The sequence below is a fragment of the Escherichia sp. E2586 genome (assembly GCF_005781105.1).
Taxonomy (GTDB): Bacteria; Pseudomonadota; Gammaproteobacteria; order Enterobacterales; family Enterobacteriaceae; genus Escherichia.
In genome coordinates this window covers 1-2,914 of the sequence record NZ_VATN01000026.1, presented here as the reverse complement: position 1 = coordinate 2,914, position 2,914 = coordinate 1, and the positions used below count along the sequence as shown (strand labels likewise).

The window sequence follows — 2,914 nt, the reverse complement described above, 5'->3', positions numbered from 1 at the left end:
TTTGCTCTTTAAAAATCTGGATCAAGCTGAAAATTGAAACACTGAACAACGAAAGTTGTTCGTGAGTCTCTCAAATTTTCGCAACACGATGATGAATCGAAAGAAACATCTTCGGGTTGTGAGGTTAAGCGACTAAGCGTACACGGTGGATGCCCTGGCAGTCAGAGGCGATGAAGGACGTGCTAATCTGCGATAAGCGTCGGTAAGGTGATATGAACCGTTATAACCGGCGATTTCCGAATGGGGAAACCCAGTGTGATTCGTCACACTATCATTAACTGAATCCATAGGTTAATGAGGCGAACCGGGGGAACTGAAACATCTAAGTACCCCGAGGAAAAGAAATCAACCGAGATTCCCCCAGTAGCGGCGAGCGAACGGGGAGCAGCCCAGAGCCTGAATCAGTGTGTGTGTTAGTGGAAGCGTCTGGAAAGGCGTGCGATACAGGGTGACAGCCCCGTACACAAAAATGCACATGCTGTGAGCTCGATGAGTAGGGCGGGACACGTGGTATCCTGTCTGAATATGGGGGGACCATCCTCCAAGGCTAAATACTCCTGACTGACCGATAGTGAACCAGTACCGTGAGGGAAAGGCGAAAAGAACCCCGGCGAGGGGAGTGAAAAAGAACCTGAAACCGTGTACGTACAAGCAGTGGGAGCCTCTTTATGGGGTGACTGCGTACCTTTTGTATAATGGGTCAGCGACTTATATTCTGTAGCAAGGTTAACCGAATAGGGGAGCCGAAGGGAAACCGAGTCTTAACTGGGCGTTAAGTTGCAGGGTATAGACCCGAAACCCGGTGATCTAGCCATGGGCAGGTTGAAGGTTGGGTAACACTAACTGGAGGACCGAACCGACTAATGTTGAAAAATTAGCGGATGACTTGTGGCTGGGGGTGAAAGGCCAATCAAACCGGGAGATAGCTGGTTCTCCCCGAAAGCTATTTAGGTAGCGCCTCGTGAATTCATCTCCGGGGGTAGAGCACTGTTTCGGCAAGGGGGTCATCCCGACTTACCAACCCGATGCAAACTGCGAATACCGGAGAATGTTATCACGGGAGACACACGGCGGGTGCTAACGTCCGTCGTGAAGAGGGAAACAACCCAGACCGCCAGCTAAGGTCCCAAAGTCATGGTTAAGTGGGAAACGATGTGGGAAGGCCCAGACAGCCAGGATGTTGGCTTAGAAGCAGCCATCATTTAAAGAAAGCGTAATAGCTCACTGGTCGAGTCGGCCTGCGCGGAAGATGTAACGGGGCTAAACCATGCACCGAAGCTGCGGCAGCGACACTATGTGTTGTTGGGTAGGGGAGCGTTCTGTAAGCCTGTGAAGGTGTACTGTGAGGTATGCTGGAGGTATCAGAAGTGCGAATGCTGACATAAGTAACGATAAAGCGGGTGAAAAGCCCGCTCGCCGGAAGACCAAGGGTTCCTGTCCAACGTTAATCGGGGCAGGGTGAGTCGACCCCTAAGGCGAGGCCGAAAGGCGTAGTCGATGGGAAACAGGTTAATATTCCTGTACTTGGTGTTACTGCGAAGGGGGGACGGAGAAGGCTATGTTGGCCGGGCGACGGTTGTCCCGGTTTAAGCGTGTAGGCTGGTTTTCCAGGCAAATCCGGAAAATCAAGGCTGAGGCGTGATGACGAGGCACTACGGTGCTGAAGCGACAAATGCCCTGCTTCCAGGAAAAGCCTCTAAGCATCAGGTAACATCAAATCGTACCCCAAACCGACACAGGTGGTCAGGTAGAGAATACCAAGGCGCTTGAGAGAACTCGGGTGAAGGAACTAGGCAAAATGGTGCCGTAACTTCGGGAGAAGGCACGCTGATACGTAGGTGAAGTCCCTCGCGGATGGAGCTGAAATCAGTCGAAGATACCAGCTGGCTGCAACTGTTTATTAAAAACACAGCACTGTGCAAACACGAAAGTGGACGTATACGGTGTGACGCCTGCCCGGTGCCGGAAGGTTAATTGATGGGGTTAGCGGCAACGCGAAGCTCTTGATCGAAGCCCCGGTAAACGGCGGCCGTAACTATAACGGTCCTAAGGTAGCGAAATTCCTTGTCGGGTAAGTTCCGACCTGCACGAATGGCGTAATGATGGCCAGGCTGTCTCCACCCGAGACTCAGTGAAATTGAACTCGCTGTGAAGATGCAGTGTACCCGCGGCAAGACGGAAAGACCCCGTGAACCTTTACTATAGCTTGACACTGAACATTGAGCCTTGATGTGTAGGATAGGTGGGAGGCTTTGAAGTGTGGACGCCAGTCTGCATGGAGCCGACCTTGAAATACCACCCTTTAATGTTTGATGTTCTAACGTAGACCCGTGATCCGGGTTGCGGACAGTGTCTGGTGGGTAGTTTGACTGGGGCGGTCTCCTCCTAAAGAGTAACGGAGGAGCACGAAGGTTGGCTAATCCTGGTCGGACATCAGGAGGTTAGTGCAATGGCATAAGCCAGCTTGACTGCGAGCGTGACGGCGCGAGCAGGTGCGAAAGCAGGTCATAGTGATCCGGTGGTTCTGAATGGAAGGGCCATCGCTCAACGGATAAAAGGTACTCCGGGGATAACAGGCTGATACCGCCCAAGAGTTCATATCGACGGCGGTGTTTGGCACCTCGATGTCGGCTCATCACATCCTGGGGCTGAAGTAGGTCCCAAGGGTATGGCTGTTCGCCATTTAAAGTGGTACGCGAGCTGGGTTTAGAACGTCGTGAGACAGTTCGGTCCCTATCTGCCGTGGGCGCTGGAGAACTGAGGGGGGCTGCTCCTAGTACGAGAGGACCGGAGTGGACGCATCACTGGTGTTCGGGTTGTCATGCCAATGGCACTGCCCGGTAGCTAAATGCGGAAGAGATAAGTGCTGAAAGCATCTAAGCACGAAACTTGCCCCGAGATGAGTTCTCCCTGA

At 52.6% G+C, this 2,914-nt stretch carries 1 rRNA gene; it reads left to right on the top strand.

The window, feature by feature from the left end:
• Positions 1–122 precede the first annotated feature (122 nt).
• Positions 123–2,914, top strand: a 23S ribosomal RNA gene (locus tag FEK50_RS21610); the annotation flags it as partial.